Here is a 15,560-nt window from a genome sequence, read left to right as displayed (position 1 = left end):
TGAGAGAATCGCGGTAAAAAAAACGAAAGCGGAAAAAAGGTTACATGTAATTGACATGTAACCTTTAGAGTCCTTATTTAAGCATGATGTCGATGCCGTAAAGTTCAGGCCAAAGCGTGAAAAGAATCATGACGCAAATTTGCAATACGATAAACGGTACGACGCCTTTGTAGATATCCATCGTCGTCACGCACGAAGGTGCTACGCCGCGCAAAAAGAAAAGGCTGAAACCAAAAGGCGGCGTTAAAAACGACGTCTGTAAATTTAAGGCGATCAATAAGGCATACCAAACGGGATTGAGTCCTATAGCAGCGGCAATCGGTGCTAAAATCGGAACGATAATATAGGATATTTCGACAAAATCGATAAAAAAGCCCAATGCCATAATCGCGAGCATCGAAACCACGATAAAACCCCATTTATCGCCCGGTAAGCTTCGCATCGCCGCTTCGACGATCTCGTCGCCTCCGGTATACGAAAAGACCATCGAAAAAGCCGTCGCTCCGATCAAAATGGCAAAAACCATCGCCGTAGCGCGTACCGTTTCCAAAGAGGCTTCTTGAACCATTTTAAACGAAAACGATCGGTACATCCATGCTAAAACCATCGCACCGATACATCCTACCGCCGACGATTCGGTGGGTGTCGCGATTCCTTCAAAAATGGAGCCTAGCACCAAAACGATTAAAATTAAAGGCGGCAAAATTGCCTTAAACGCACTCAAAATTTGACGACGTTTGCTCTCTTTAATTTCATGACGCGGAATCGCAGGAGCCGCTTCTTTATTAAAAAAAGCCGTTACTGCGATATACGCGACGTAAACGCCTACCAACGTCAAGCCAGGTCCCAACGCCCCCGCGAAAAGATCGCCGACGGGTTGTTGAAAAACGTCCCCCAAAATAATCAAGACCACCGAAGGCGGAATAATTTGTCCTAGCGTTCCCGAAGCGCAAATCGTGCCGCATGCCAACGATTTTGAATAGTTGTATTTGAGCATAACCGGTAACGAAATGACACCCATCGCCACAACGCTTGCTCCGACGACGCCGGTCGAAGCGGCCAAAAGCGCACCGACCAAAACGGTACTGATCGCTACACCGCCTCGAACTTCGCCGAATAAAAAGCCCATAGCTTCCAACAAACGTTCGGCTAAACGCGATTTTTGCAGAATAATACCCATCAAAATAAACATCGGAACGGAGATCAAAATCGCATTTTCCATGATCGACCAAATACGATGCGGCATAAACGCAAACAGATGCGCGCCGATTTGCAGCCCTTCCATGAGACCTCCACCGTCTCCCAACGACTCGACGATACCGGCAATCAAACCGAATACGACCGAAATCGCTCCGAACGTAAACGCTACGGGGAACCCTAAAAGAAGCATCGACATACCGACGAAAAACATAATAATCCCGATCATAACGTCTCCTTCGGCTGTGCGTTTGCGTGGCGAAGTCCCTTATAAACTGCGATATTTTTAACGATAAACCCGATTTCCATCAGCAGTAAAACGGCAAAAGAAAACGGAATAAATGCTTTTAAAATCCACCGCTGCGTTAACCCTCCCGGAGCACTGCTCACTTCATGCGAAACGTACGCTTCGCTCACGAAACCGAGTGAGCTAAACATCACTAAAAGAGCAATCGGCGTTATAAACAAAACGGCACCGATAATATTAACCGCGGCTTGACGACGTTCGCTCCATTTGGCATAGAGCACGTCGACGCGTACATGTGAGTCTTCCATCAGCGCGTAAGACATACCGAGCAGGAAAATGACCGAAAAAAGATGCCACTCCAATTCCTGTAGTGCAATCGAACCGCTTTTAAACGCATAGCGCATGCACACGTCGTAGAAAATATTGAGCATCATCACGATCATTAAAAAAGCGCACACATACCCGATCATGCGGCTCAACGCATCAAACCATTTCTCAATTCTTAAAAGCATCACCCTACCATCCTCTTTTCTTCTTTGGATTTTTTAATAAAGTTCTTGCAGAACTCTTGACACGTCTTTAAAGCAAAGCTCTAAAGACTACGTTAACACTGCGTTTTCTTCAGTGCAAAGCCCACGCACCTTTGGTGCTTTGACTCAAAGCAATTCTATAACGGCTATTGATTGTCGCGAATATACGCGTACTCGCCGATCAAGGTCCACGCTCTTGCTTTTTGCATGTAAGCACGTTGCGACTCGACGATTTTTTTGAACTCCTGATTTTTGGAAGACTCTTCGGCAATCAATTCGGCATTGGCTTGACGCATCGCATCCATCACGGGTTTGGGAAACGTCTTAATTTTAATATTCGGATACTCCGTTTTCATTCGATCCCATGCCGCGGCGTTCATATCGGCATTTTGGATTAACATGTCATACGCCGACAAGCGCATCGCCGCTTTTAAAATCACCTTATTTTTCGGCGAAAGCGCGTCGAATTTGGCTTTATTGACGATAAATTGTAATTCCGTTGCGGGTTCATGCCAACCGGTATAATAATACGGAGCGATTTTATGAAATCCCATGCTCATATCCATCGAAGGTCCCACCCATTCCAATGCATCAATCGTTCCGCGCTCCAACGAAGTGTACAATTCGCTCGGAGCAATATTGGTCACCGCACAGCCCAATTTGGCGAAAATCTCTCCCGCAAAACCGGGAATACGCATCTTAAGCCCTTTTAAATCTTCCAAACTGCGAATCTCTTTTCGAAACCAACCGCCCATCTGCATGCCCGTATTGCCGCCCGGAAAAGAGTAAACACCGTGTTTAGCGTAGGCTTTTTGCATCCATTCCATTCCTTCACCTCGGTAAAACCATGCGTATTGCTCGAGGGCATTCATACCAAAAGGCATTGTCGTAAAAAGCAACAACACCGGATCACGCCCTTTCCAATAATACGACGCGGAATGCGCCATATCGTACTGGCCGAGCTTCACCGCATCTAAGACGCCAAACGCCGCTTTATGTTTGGATACGTCGTCGATTTTAATCTTGAACTCTCCGCCGCTCATCTGCTCGACCATCGTTACCATATTTTCAACGGTATCGGTAAAAGGAGGAAACACCTTGCTCCACGACGTTGCCAACTTCCACGTAACCGTGTCGCTAGACGCATGCGCGCCCAATGCGAAAAGAAGGGAAAAAAGACTACATGTAAGAATCGATCGTATCGTTTGCGTGAACATTGTTTACCTTTTCAAGTCTAATAGCGTAAAATATACCCGACGTCTACCACGGTTTCGATGCATTCAAACGGGAGCTTTTTACGTACGCGGCGCATTAAAGAGCGAATCGAGTCTAAACTCGTAAAATTGCCCTCCCATACCATCGCTTGAATTTTATCGAACGTTACGACTTTGCCTTTTTCGCTAATCAACAAATTGAGCAGCAATTTTTCTTTACGCGATAAATGCTCTTCGTGTTCGCCGATGCGAAGTAAACTCGACTTAAAATCAAAACAGCACGCTTCGCCTAAATTAACGATGTCGTGGCGAATATTGCAAAATTTTTCGATTTTAATTTCTAACTCGTCGATAAAAAACGGCTTTTTCAAAAAATCATTGCATCCGAAATTGTACGCATCTTTAATCACTTCCAGTTCGATGCTGGAGCTGATGATAATGACCGGCGTTTCACGGTAAAAGTCGCGAATTTTTTTCAAAAGCTCAATGCCGTCGAGGTTGGGAACGTTAATATCCAAAATAAAGCACATGTAACCGCTGTCTAAGGCCTCGTAAGCTTTTTTACCGTCCATAAACGCATCGACGCGATAGCCCTTGGCTTCTAAACGTTTGACGATCGTCGCGTTTAAGCGCGCATTGTCTTCCAACAATAAAATTTTCACGTTTCCTCCTTTATGCAACGCTATTGGGAACGCTTAGCGTAAATTCGACGCCTTGAGTGCCGAGATTGTGAACACGAATACTGCCGCCCATTTTATCTTCGATAATCATCTTTGCCATATACAACCCAAGTCCCGTACCGTTTTTGCTCGTCGTAAAATAAGGATCGAAAATAAAGCCGATAATTTTTTCGGGAATCGACCCACCGTCATCGCTCACGATCAGTTTCGTCGAAGAAGCGTCTTGATCCAACGCGATTTGAATACGTTCCCCTTTTCGCGTTTTCAACAGTTTGTTTTTTGCATTGTTGATAATGTTTAAAAGCACTTGTTTAAATTCGTTTTCGTACCCGTAGACGGGATAACTTTTGGTATCTTTACGATACTCGACTTTAAGTTCGATATGTGCGTAAAAAATTTGGCGCCCGATAATCTCCAAAACTTCCAAAAGTGCCTTTTTGGCACAAAAAAGCGTTTTTTTTGTCGAAGGTTTTAAAAAGTTGCGAAAATCTTTCAATGTCTGCGACATGTACTGAATTTGAACGATCGAATCATGCACGAACGCTTTCATTTTAGGCTGATCCATTTCGCCTTGATTGAAACAAAACTCCATATCCTGCATGATTGCCGAAAGCTCAACCAAAGGTTCGTTCCACTGATGCGCCACGCCTGCGATCATTTCTCCCATCTCAGTTAATTTGGATTGCTGAATCAAAAACTGCTGGTGTTGCGTGCGCTCGGTAATATCGTCCATCACGCATACGATACCGCCGACGCTTCCGTCGATATTGGAATAAACCGCCTTATTTAATACAAAAACTCTAGGCCGTTTTTTAGGAAAATGCAGCGTCAACTCAAACGTCTCGGCACCTTTATTCGCTAAAAGATCGAGATCGTTTTTACGGCGCTCGGTTGCCCAATCGTGTGGGAAAAAATCGAAAACGGTTTTTCCTAAAATTTCCTCTTTACTTTGATCGTATAAAGTGGCAAACGATTGGTTGGTACCGATATACTCGCCTTTGACGTTGGTATAATAAATAGGATTGGGGATCGTATCTAAAAGGACACGGATAAATTCGAGCTGATTTTTAAGGGCAAGTTCGCTTTGGCGACGCATACGAACGTTTTGCGTTAAAAAAAGCACGACCATGCTAATCGCGCTTAAGAGTGCTGCAAAGAGCCAAATATAGTGTTTATACTCCTCGTAAAACGAAAACGGTTTATTGATCATCTCATAATATTTGATTTCCGGAGCGATTTTTAAACGATGTTCCAACAACTCTTTATAGTCAAAAATATAGCGGTTCGGACTGGTTTCGATAATGGGAATTTGATTGGGGTTTTTCCCTGCCAAAATTTGCTTAACGATCTTTGATGCGGCTTGGGCTTGGGCGGTAGCACTGGTCAAAAAGCCGCCGACGATCCCGTCGTCCAAATAAAAATCCCATAAGCCGTAAATCGGAATGTTCGTAATTTTTCGAATCTGTTGCAGGTTTTCTTTGTAGGTAAAAAACTTTCCCGTTTTATCTTTATAAAGCAAAACCCATAAAATAGCACTGTTGGGAGAGAGTTCACGCGTCTTTTGCTCGATCTCTTCCATATCCATACTATCGATATATTCTATCGTCGTTTTACCTTCATACCGAGGTAAAATAGCATCGATTTGATGCTTGATCGCCTCTCCGGTCGTCGTGCGCTCGTTAATAATTAAAATTTTATCCAAACGCGGTTGATTGGCTAAAATCAAATCGATATTTTTTTCGATATCGACGTTTTCAACAACGCCGCTGACCAAATCGATATTATGAATCAAAGAAGGTTCAAAATTGTTAATCCCTAAAAAAACGACCGGAATAGCTTCAAAAAGTTCGTGATAATGTTCTCTGACAAAATCCAACGCCGCATTATCCGCAACGATCACGACATCAAATTTATAGTGTTTAAACCGTTCTTTATAATAAGCGTAGAACGTTTGAAGGTACGAAGACGTATCGTTTCGCTTCGTATCCATATAAACCGTCGAGAGAAAAATATTCTCTTTTTCCGAAAAATTTTGTTCGATAACGCTTGAAATCGCATCGCTCCACTTATACCCTTTATGGTACGACTGAATCAGTAAAATATCTTTAGGCGGAGAAGGATTAGCAAAAACAAACGTAGCGAATAAACAGAGAAAAAAAAGAATTTTTTTCATACGCACGAACGATCGTTACAGAATGAAAAAATTGTGAGGAGTCTTTAAAATGGCACTGTGCTCGGCAATAGCCTCTTCCGCCATATTGTAACGTTCATTAAAAATGGGGTGGTGAAATTGTACTTCATCATTCAAAATTTCAAAAACCATCGTCTCATAAACGACTTTTTGGGCATCTCCTTCGAAAAACGAATGCCTGACGTTCATACTGATCGTCGAAACCAAAAACTCTCTATTGTCGAGTTTCAAAATATTTTTTAACGCAACTTCTTGCATAGAATCATCCTTACATACATTAAATGTATCGTTTGCAAAAGAGTAACATAACTAAACATTGGATTTACTAAAAAGAGAAAGTTAGATCAAAAGAAGATGGTGCGGACGGGGGGATTTGAACCCCCACACACGTAGTGCGCTACCACCTCAAGGTAGTGTGTCTACCGTTCCACCACGTCCGCAAAGAGGAAACGAAGAGAGAAATTTCTCTTCGCTAAAAAGCACGGCTATTAACCGATAAAGTTTGTTTTTCCAAGAATAATAAAAGCGATAACAAGTGCGTAAATAACTTGTGCTTCGATCATTGCAAGTGCAATAAACATCGTCGTAGAAAGTTTGCTTCCAAGACCTGGATTTCTTGCAGTACCTGAAATTGCCGCCGCTGCAGTATTTCCCATACCGATAGCACCACCGAGTGCTGCCAAACCGACCAAGAAGCCGACACCCAAAACCGCATAAGATGCAACAACGTCGCTTAATGCTTTCGCATCATCCGCAGCAAATGCAAATGAAGCAAATGCTACCATTAAAAAAAGAATCTTTTTCATAAGACTTCTCCTGATTGTATTTCAAAGTCGGTTCGGATATACCCCTACTTTCCACTTTGTGAGCGAGATTATAGCCGCCTAATTGTTAAAAACCCATTAAAAGCTATCGGATAAGCTCTAATTCTATTTTATTTCCCGTCTGTTTCAAAATCTTAACGCGTACTTTTTGCTCAAGCGCAAGATAATCGCTGACTTTTTCGACGCGATGATCGGCTATTTTTGAGACATGTAACAATCCGTCAATGCCGCCGGGCAGTTCCACAAAAGCACCGAAATCCACGATGCGTTTTACCGTACCGTCTACGATTTCGTCTTGGACAAACGTCGGAACCGGTTTTTCTTCTCTTGGAGCACCGTGACGATCGTTGCGATCTCGGCCGTGCCCGCCGCCGCGTCCGCCGAAGGAAGGTTTATTGGTAATTTTAATAATATGCTCTTTTGCGGCATCCACGTTTGTTTTATTTTCTCCAGCAATTTTGACTTCGCCTTTTTCGCGATCCAAATCGATTGAAACCTCAAATTTTTCGATAATCTCTTTGATAGTTTTACCTGCTTGCCCGATAATATCGACAATCTTCGAAGGATCAACGCTAAAAAGTTCTAATTTCGGCAAGATCGCGTTATTGACGACGATTTCACGACTGGCTGCTTCCATAAGCCCTAAAATATGAGCTCTTCCTTCTTTAGCTTGAAATAACGCTTCTTTCAGAACATCACGAGAAATACCACCTAATTTAATATCCATCTGAAGTGCCGTAATACCGTCTCTCGTACCCGCCACTTTGAAATCCATATCGCCGTCATGATCTTCCAAGCCCATAATATCGCTTAAAACGGCATGTTTATCTCCCTCAAATACAAGTCCCATCGCAATACCGGCGACTAATTTTTCAATTTCAACGCCGGCAGCTTTCAACGCCAATGCACCACCGCAAACCGTCGCCATAGAAGAAGAACCGTTGGATTCTAGAATTTCGGAAACCAGACGAATCGTTTGTAAGCGATTCATGGAAACGACCGGTTCAAGTGCACGACGTGCCAAATTACCGTGTCCTAATTCCCTTCGTCCCGGTGCACGAAGCGGTGAAGCTTCGCCGACGGAAAAACCCGGAAAATTATAATTAACCATAAACGTATCGCTCACACTGTTTTTTTCTGTTAAAAGGTCGTACATTTGAGCGTCTTTATCGTTACCGAGCGTTGCAATAACCAAGGCTTGCGTTTGTCCACGCGTAAAAAGGCATGAACCGTGGGCTAAAGGTAAAAGGTTCGTTTCGATGCTAATCGGTCTAATTTCATTTAATTTTCTACCGTCTGCTCGTACGCGTTTTTCGACGATCATTTCACGTACAACTCGTTTTTTATAGGCACCTAAAACGCTTTCGACCAGTTCTTTACTCCAGTTCTCAAGTGCTGCCGTATCGTCTTTTAAGATTTTGTCAACGATTTTACCGAGTTCGCTGGCACGTTCACTTTTTGCCATTTGTAGAATCGCATGAGAGACTTCTTCTTTATAAAATTCATCAATATAGGCAAAAATAGAATCGCTTTCCAAATCCGCCTTATAATCCAAAAGCGCATCTTCTTTTTTAAGCGGCGTAAAAACGTTTTCATAGATCGTCGTCGCTTCGGTAATGGCACTTTGTGCTTTATCGATCGCCGCTAAAATGGCTTCTTCGTCAAACTCGTTCACGGATTGTTTGGCAATCACGCTTTGTGCAAGCGTAGGGTCTAACATCGGATCGATCGCCATAACCGGAAGCGTCGTCGTTTCCATAGACGCGATCGCACGCATTTCGATCATTAAAAGCTCTTCTTTCGTACCTGCAACGTAAAGATCCAAACGACTGTTTTTTAAAGCAGAATTTGAGGGGTTAACAACATACTGACCGTCGATGTAACCGATTCTAACGCCTGCAACCGCCTTGTTAACGGGAATATCCGAAAGATATAACGCAGCACTTGCGGCGTTAAGCGCGGCAACTTGTAAATCAACTTCAGGATCGCAACTCAGTACGAATATGACAATTTGCGTCGGATAGGCATAGCCTTTGGGGAAAAGCGGACGTAAACTTCGATCGATAATACGAGACGTCAACGTTTCAAAATCACCGGGTTTGGTCTCTCTCTTAACGTAACCTCCGGGAATTTTACCGACGGCATATGTTTTTTCGACGTATTGAACGGTAAGAGGAACAAAATTTTCTGCAACTTGCGTATCGTCTCTTGCAACGGTTGCTAAAATAACCGTATTTTTAATACGTAATAACGCCGCACCGGCTGCTTGTTTCGCAACTTTACCGATGTCGTACGTTTCTTCTTGATTGTTCACTTTAAATGTATATTCCACGCTTTTGCTCCTTAATAGTGTTCCTGTTAATTTTGAATACTTTACTGTTTTTGTTCCGATTCCGTTTTAAAATCATAACTAAAACTTCCCATCGGATATAAGTTAAACATCAACATCACGCCTCGTTTGTTAACCGAGTCGATACCGTTGGTGCTCGTTGTCTGTTTTGGAGTATTGGAATCGCGATACACCAAAGAGTAATCCCAACATTTTTTCACTTTTTTAAATCCTAAACTCCATGACTTGAACAAATCGTCTTCAACGTCGTAATTAATCGCGCTAAAGAGCGTAAAATGCTCCCAATAAGCCGTTTCGGCATACAGCGTCACGTAACTGTAATCTTTTCCTTCCGTATTGTTTTCATAGGTAGTATCGATATACGTGTGGCGTAATGAAACTTTATAAATCGGCTCTTGATAATTTAAAGAAATTTGATTACGTGACAATTGATCGTAGCGATGTGAATAATGAACGGTATCGCCGATGTAAAAATGTTCGTTAAGATAATATTTGACATCATTTTCTAAATCACCGTAGTGGTACTCTTTATCATAGTAATAAGCTTGTTTGAGCGAATGACTGAGTTTTTTCTCACCGTCCATATCATAAAAAAACTGCTTAAATTGGAATGCCGTATTTTTTTCTTCCAAATCAAGAGGAATCATATCTTCACTAGTAACTGCATTTTTGAATGTATTATTGTATTGAGTTCCTTCCGTTTTACTGTAGCTTGGAACCGTATGCTCAAGACCTATGTACATCGTATGAAAAAAAGTATCGTAACTTCTTGCAAGATCGGTAAAAAGATTAAAACGATGATAGTTGCTATAATGTTTAAGATAACTGCCGTCTGTTTCTTCGCCGTAAGAGACATACGTCATGTAAATATTTTCCGACGCACTTGCATGTACGTAATCGTCAAAAAAAGAGGTATAAAACGTTACGGGAGTATTGATTTCATTTTGCAAGGCAGTAATACCTTCTTCTCGTGTATAATTTTTTCCCTGATAGTCTACCGAATAAAGCAGATTATCCCAAAAAATCGGAGAAGTAAACCGGTGGTATTGGATAGTCGGAAGTTCTTGTAACGTATCTTTATTTGAACTTTTTGACGTATCGATATAATATTTCGTATAAAATCCAAAATAGTCTTGTTCTTGTTTAATATAATAGTTAAGACGCGATACGGCTAATTTATCATAGACGGTATCTTCATTATCTTTCGTATTGTAGTAGTCGATATCGTTTAAATAATGAATATCTACCCACAAGCCGTCTTCTTGAATCTGCGAGTATTGCGTACTTAAAAGAGCACTGCGATCGTATTGGAGATGAAAGCCGTAATGGGCGTCGTTTTTAAGATTTTCTTCATCGACGTAATGACTTTGCTCTTTAAAATAACCCGTTGTTATTTCGCCTTTTGAGTATGCCGTATCAACGAAGCGGTACGTTGCATGAAGCCCTTCTCCGCGATTCGTTCGAATTTGAGGTCTTAATTCCAAATCCCAATCGACGGCGGGTGCAAAATAAATCGGTTGCATATAATACAACCCTTCCGAACTACTCATGCCAAAATCCGGACGTAAAAGACCCGTACGGCGAGTACGGTCAGTTGAAAAAGCAAAATAAGGCAAATAAAATACGGGTACGTCTCCAGCATAAAAGACGGGATTGTATAAGTGCATCCATTTGCTCTCTTTATTAAACTCTCCGGTCGTAAAGACAATTTTCCAATCGGGGTCTTGCGTATTGCAACTGGATACAATCGATTTTTGAGTGATATACGTTTCCGCATCTAAGACGGCATTTTCACATTTAAGCCATACACTTGAACTTTCGTCAAAGAAAAAAAGCGGATCTGAGGTTCCTTTTTTAGTTTTCAAGTTCAATTTCGAATGTCCGCTGCGTGAGGCGTAATTAACGCCTTCTAACATCGTAATATTGCCGAAAAGCTCTAAATCCCCCGTAACGTAATTGTAATAGGCTTCATCGGCGGTAATTAAATATTGCGGGCTGTAAACGACGACATTACCGATCGCGTGTGCTACATCCCCGTCCTTCGTGACGGTTTTTGCCAACATCTCGACGTCTTGATCTTTGGGCTTATCCGCCGCCTGTAATAGAGCACAAGAAAGGGTTAGAAAAATAAAAAATTTAGCGAGCATCGACAACCAACGTCGTAGCGATTTTATCGTGCCAAGTTTCGCGTTTCGGATTTAAAAAAGCCCATACGAATCCTAAATAAAAAAGCGATTCGCTGACGATACGAAACGATGCGCGACTCAATGCCGTAAAAAACGTCGGATTTTCTAGATCCAACGTCGAAATGACGCGTATTTTCATAGCGATACGCCCCAAAGTCGCTCCGTACATCCATACGAAAAAAGTTTGATACAAAATTTTGATTAAAACGATATAACCGAAAAGTCCGTTAACGATTCCGATAAACTCTTCGGTCGTAACGGTTTCGGGAATCTGATCGAAGTAAATTAACGAAAACAATACGGAGATCAAAATCTCGTCGATAGCATAGGCCAAACCTCTTTTTTGCAAGGAGGCTAGCGTAATATTTTCACTTTCAAACTTTTCGATTAACTCTTCGTTAGTCATTGTCGTAATGCCTGATATGCGATATCGTTTCTAAATTGTTTACCCGCGAAATGCACTTGCCCACACAATAAATAGGCACGATCACGCGCTTCTTTGATACTTTCTCCGACGCCAACACATAAAAGTACGCGTCCGCCGGTTGCATATAATTTTCCGTCTTCTTCGCTGACGCCCGCATACGAGATGTGCGTGTGTTCAAGTTCGGAGTGTGCGTTTTGATCGATGAGAATTTCCGAAGGCTTTGAACTGCTATAAGGATAGTTTTCGCTTGCCATAACGACGGCAACGGCAAAACGATCCAAAAATTCAATCGTCAGATTTTTAAGATTGCCCGTAGCGGCTTTGTAAAAAAGCTCACTCGCCGGCGTTTTTAAAAGCGGCATAAGGATTTCACACTCCGGATCGCCGAAGCGGACATTATATTCTAAAACGATCGGCTCATTCTTAACGATCATCAAACCGATAAATAAAACCCCTTCAAACGGAGTATTTTCCTGCTGCATACCGAGTAAGGTAGGTTTAACGACGCGCTCTTCAACTTTTTTGTAAAGCGTTGCATCGATTAAAGGCGTCGGAGCGTAAGCACCCATTCCCCCGGTATTAGGACCTTCATCGTTATCTAAAAGACGTTTATGATCTTGTGCCGCCGGTAAAATTTTATAATCTTTTCCATCGCATACGACAAAAACGGAGAGTTCGTAACCGTCTAGAAACTCTTCGACGACAACACCGCGTCCGGCATCACCGAAGCTTTTTCCGCTTAACATGTCGCTAACGGCCTCTTTTGCTTCGTCATAGCTTTTAGCGATGATAACGCCCTTCCCGGCGCATAAACCGTCAGCTTTAACGACAATCGGCAATGCGAGCGTATCGATAAAATCGTTGGCTTGCTTGACGTCGCTCGTTTCGATATACCGTGCCGTAGGGATCGCATAACGCGAAAGAAAATTTTTCATAAAAATTTTTGAACCTTCAAGGCGTGCGGCCGCCTTTGACGCACCGAAAATCACTAAACCGCGAGTCCTAAAACAATCGACGATCCCCTCGACCAAAGCCGTCTCCGGTCCGACGACGGTAAGGTCTACGCCGTTTTCTTTCGCATACGCGGCAAGTTCTTCGTAATTGCGATACGAGACGTTACGCCCCAGCCGCGAAGTTGCACCGTTACCCGGTGCAAAAAAAAGTTCCGTAACGTTAGGGTCTTTTTTCAGCGCTAAACCTATCGAATACTCTCTACCGCCGCTACCGACGACCATTACCTTCATTCATTTTCTCCACGACAGACATCAGACTTTTTTCACAATTTTTCCGATCAAAACGATTGTGAAAAAAGTCTGTTAAAACCCAAGTGAGCGTTCCGTGATTGAAGCGGCCCTAATAAGCCAACTTCTGGGAATTGACCTTTTCTTTAGGCTGCAATTTCTCGCTTTTTCAAGCTCGGACGATACCGCAGACACACCAAAAACGTACAGATTCCGCTTTTACTAATTGTTGGACCCTCATGAAAACGGTTGTCGCTTCACCCAGGCACTAAAACATTGTCTCATTATAAAAGAAGTTTGCTTCTAAATAGCTTTTGCTAAGTCTATGCACGAGGCAATCGAGGGCTTTTGTGCGATATAGACCCGAAACGACGGAGGAAACGCGGCAGCGGTCTTTGTGCCGATCGCAACGGCTTTATAACTTTCGTCCCATTCGAAATTTTTAAAAAAACAACGCACGGTGGAAGGCGACGTAAAAATCAGACGTGCATTTTTCGGCGGAGCGCAATGCGGTTCATACGAACGACAAAACGTTTCGTAAACGATACGTTCGTCAACCCTAACCCCGCATTCGCGTAAAATGGCATAAAGCGACGAAGAGACTTCTTTAGCGCGCGGAAATAAAACGGTTTTGCCCGTCAAATCAGACGCAATTTTTTCGGCAAAGCGATCGCCGTAAGAATCTTCACATGTAAAGCAAAGCGTCCCGCCTAAACGCTCGATCCATGCCGACGTTCCCTCGCCGATAGCGTAAGATGCTTTTTGCCTCCACGAAGGATCAAGGCAATCGAGGGCTTTAACGGCATTTTTAGAAGTAAAAACCAGCGCATCGTAGGGCGAAAGATCGATCGGCGTCGTATCAAAACGAATTTCAAAAAGCGGTAGATGCTCTACCCCCTCATGCGCTTGATCGCTTAAGAGGTAGATCATCGTTTTATTCCCACTCGATCGTGGCGGGCGGTTTAGAAGAAATATCGTACACGACGCGATTAATTCCGTTGACTTCATTAATAATACGTCGACTGATATTTTCCAAAATCGTATGCGGAATATGCGCAAACGTCGCCGTCATTCCATCGGTAGCATCCACGATTCGTACGCATACGGTATTGTCGTAGGTACGGTTATCGCCCATCACGCCGACGCTTTTGACATTTAAAAGAACCGTAAACGCTTGCCACGTTTTATCGTAATAACCTGTTGCGCGAAGCTCTTCTAGCATAATCACGTCGGCGGCACGTAAAAGCGTTAAATCTTCTTTCGTTACCGCCCCCATAATGCGAATCGCAAGACCGGGACCGGGGAAAGGATGACGCGAGAGCATCTCTTTAGGCAATCCTAATTCCGCACCTAAAGCACGCACTTCGTCCTTAAAAATTTCACGAAGCGGCTCAATGAGTTCAAAACGCATCCAATCGGGAAGTCCTCCGACGTTGTGATGCGATTTAATCGTTTTAGAAGGTCCTTTGACCGAAACGGATTCGATTACGTCCGTATAAAGCGTACCTTGGGCTAAGAACTCGATGCCGTCGTGTTTTTTCGCCTCTTCGTCAAAGACCTCGATAAACGTTTCGCCGATAATCTTACGTTTTTTCTCCGGATCGCTAACCCCGGCGAGCCGACTCAAAAATTTTTCGCCGGCATCCACCGTAATCAACGGTACGCCCCTACTTTTAAACATCGTTTCGACTTGTTCGCGCTCTTTTGCGCGTAACAACCCGTTATCGACAAAAACGGAAACCAATTGATCGCCGATTGCTTCGGCTAAAAGTGTTGCTACAACCGAACTGTCTACACCGCCGCTGACGCCGCAAAGCACTTTTTTACTGCCTACTTTTTCGCGAATTTTAGCGATTTGCTCTTTCGCAAACGAACCCATATTCCACGTACTTTCGCATCCGCAAATATATTTCGCAAAATTTTTAAGCAGTTTCGTACCTTGTTCGGAATGATAGACTTCCGGATGAAACTGAAAAGCGTACATGTTACGTTTTTCGTCGGCAATCGCCGCATAAGGAGAGTTCGCGCTAAAGCCTATTTTTTCAAACCCTTCCGGTAAAGTTTCGACGCGATCGCCGTGGCTCATCCAAACGATTTGTCCGCACGCCGTATCTTTAAAAATTTTATGATCGCTTTCAAAACGAAGCTCCGCTTTACCGTACTCTTGATGCGTTGCGGGAATCACGCTTCCTCCGAAATACTGCGTTAAAAGCTGCATACCGTAACAAATACCTAAAATCGGTAAACCTAAAGTGTACACTTTTTCATCGGGGTGATAAGAGTCCTTCGCGTAAACCGAAGCGGGACCGCCGCTTAAAATAATACCCTTAGGGTTCCGTGCTTTAATATCTTCGATTTTCTCGTTATACGGAACGATTTCGCAATAAACACCGCTTTCACGAAGTTTACGAGCAATCAGTTGCGTATACTGCGAACCGAAATCTAAGACTAATAGAGGGACTTCTTTCATCTG

General features: G+C 43.1%; 13 protein-coding genes and 1 tRNA gene. All 14 read right to left on the bottom strand.

Going from position 1 to position 15,560, the window contains the following annotated elements; translation table 11 throughout:
• Nucleotides 1-73 precede the first annotated feature (73 nt).
• A complete protein-coding gene (locus OA34_RS03205) occupies nucleotides 74-1,426 on the bottom strand; it encodes a TRAP transporter large permease (protein ID WP_039672359.1) in 1,353 nt (450 codons plus the stop codon).
• The gene (locus OA34_RS03200; RefSeq protein ID WP_039672507.1) at nucleotides 1,423-1,956 is read right to left on the bottom strand and encodes a TRAP transporter small permease subunit; all 534 of its coding nucleotides are present in this window, start codon (nucleotides 1,954-1,956) and stop codon (nucleotides 1,423-1,425) included. Before OA34_RS03200 ends, OA34_RS03205 begins: the two co-directional genes overlap by 4 nt.
• 164 nt (nucleotides 1,957-2,120) lie before the next feature.
• A complete protein-coding gene (locus OA34_RS03195) occupies nucleotides 2,121-3,191 on the bottom strand; it encodes a TRAP transporter substrate-binding protein (RefSeq protein WP_039672358.1) in 1,071 nt (356 codons plus the stop codon).
• A gap of 17 nt (nucleotides 3,192-3,208) precedes the next feature.
• On the bottom strand, nucleotides 3,209-3,850 hold the full coding sequence (locus tag OA34_RS03190) for a response regulator transcription factor (RefSeq protein WP_039672357.1): 642 nt from the start codon (nucleotides 3,848-3,850) through the stop codon (nucleotides 3,209-3,211).
• A 10-nt stretch (nucleotides 3,851-3,860) separates the two neighbouring features.
• Nucleotides 3,861-6,041, bottom strand: coding sequence for a sensor histidine kinase (locus OA34_RS03185; RefSeq protein WP_039672505.1), 2,181 nt, complete (start codon nucleotides 6,039-6,041; stop codon nucleotides 3,861-3,863).
• 15 nt (nucleotides 6,042-6,056) lie between these two features.
• Nucleotides 6,057-6,317, bottom strand: a complete 261-nt coding sequence (locus OA34_RS03180; RefSeq protein ID WP_039672356.1) for a hypothetical protein — start codon at nucleotides 6,315-6,317, stop codon at nucleotides 6,057-6,059.
• A gap of 97 nt (nucleotides 6,318-6,414) precedes the next feature.
• A tRNA-Leu gene (locus OA34_RS03175) sits at nucleotides 6,415-6,499 on the bottom strand.
• Nucleotides 6,500-6,547: 48 nt separating this feature from the next.
• Nucleotides 6,548-6,865 (bottom strand): F0F1 ATP synthase subunit C, encoded by a 318-nt coding sequence (locus tag OA34_RS03170; protein ID WP_039672355.1) that lies wholly within the window; start codon nucleotides 6,863-6,865, stop codon nucleotides 6,548-6,550.
• 103 nt (nucleotides 6,866-6,968) lie between these two features.
• Entirely contained in the window at nucleotides 6,969-9,215 is a 2,247-nt protein-coding gene (locus OA34_RS03165; RefSeq protein WP_039672354.1) for a polyribonucleotide nucleotidyltransferase, read from the bottom strand.
• Nucleotides 9,216-9,256: 41 nt separating this feature from the next.
• Entirely contained in the window at nucleotides 9,257-11,380 is a 2,124-nt protein-coding gene (locus tag OA34_RS03160; RefSeq protein WP_039672353.1) for an LPS-assembly protein LptD, read from the bottom strand.
• Complete coding sequence (locus OA34_RS03155) at nucleotides 11,370-11,825, bottom strand: RDD family protein (protein ID WP_039672352.1); 456 nt, start codon at nucleotides 11,823-11,825, stop codon at nucleotides 11,370-11,372. The genes OA34_RS03160 and OA34_RS03155 overlap by 11 nt, the downstream gene beginning before the upstream one ends.
• The gene (gene purD / locus OA34_RS03150) at nucleotides 11,822-13,090 is read right to left on the bottom strand and encodes a phosphoribosylamine--glycine ligase (protein WP_039672351.1); all 1,269 of its coding nucleotides are present in this window, start codon (nucleotides 13,088-13,090) and stop codon (nucleotides 11,822-11,824) included. Before purD ends, OA34_RS03155 begins: the two co-directional genes overlap by 4 nt.
• A 300-nt stretch (nucleotides 13,091-13,390) precedes the next feature.
• Entirely contained in the window at nucleotides 13,391-14,017 is a 627-nt protein-coding gene (locus OA34_RS03145) for a uroporphyrinogen-III synthase (protein ID WP_039672350.1), read from the bottom strand.
• A gap of 4 nt (nucleotides 14,018-14,021) precedes the next feature.
• The gene (gene guaA, locus OA34_RS03140; RefSeq protein ID WP_039672349.1) at nucleotides 14,022-15,557 is read right to left on the bottom strand and encodes a glutamine-hydrolyzing GMP synthase; all 1,536 of its coding nucleotides are present in this window, start codon (nucleotides 15,555-15,557) and stop codon (nucleotides 14,022-14,024) included.
• Between the last annotated feature and the right edge of the window lie 3 nt (nucleotides 15,558-15,560).

Origin of the sequence: Sulfurospirillum sp. MES, assembly GCF_000789415.1 — a bacterium.
Lineage (GTDB): Bacteria > Campylobacterota > Campylobacteria > Campylobacterales > Sulfurospirillaceae > Sulfurospirillum > Sulfurospirillum cavolei.
This window is presented reverse-complemented; position numbering and strand designations above follow the sequence as displayed.